General features: G+C 71.9%; 1 protein-coding gene. It reads left to right on the top strand.

The features are described from left to right. Positions 1–270, top strand: a 270-nt coding sequence (locus SB717_RS36085) for a polyprenyl synthetase family protein (RefSeq protein WP_410907803.1), incomplete at both ends; no start/stop codon positions are given.

Raw genomic sequence — 270 nt, forward strand, 5'->3', positions numbered from 1 at the left:
TCGACTACTCCGCCGATCAGGCGGCGCTGGGCAAGACGGTCGGCGACGACTTCCGGGAAGGCAAGGTCACCCTGCCCGTGGTCCTGGCCTGGCGGCGCGGCGACGAGAGCGAGCGCGATTTCTGGCGTCGCACGATCGAGCGGCTGGAGCAGGAGCCCGGCGATCTCGAGCAGGCGATGGCGCTGATGACCAAGCACGGCGCGCTGGCCGATTCGCTGGAGCGGGCGCGGCACTACGGCGCGATCGCCCGCGACGCGCTGGGCGTCTTCC

This window comes from Priestia sp. SIMBA_032 (assembly GCF_046535215.1).
GTDB classification, from domain to species: domain Bacteria; phylum Bacillota; class Bacilli; order Bacillales; family Bacillaceae_H; genus Priestia; species Priestia aryabhattai.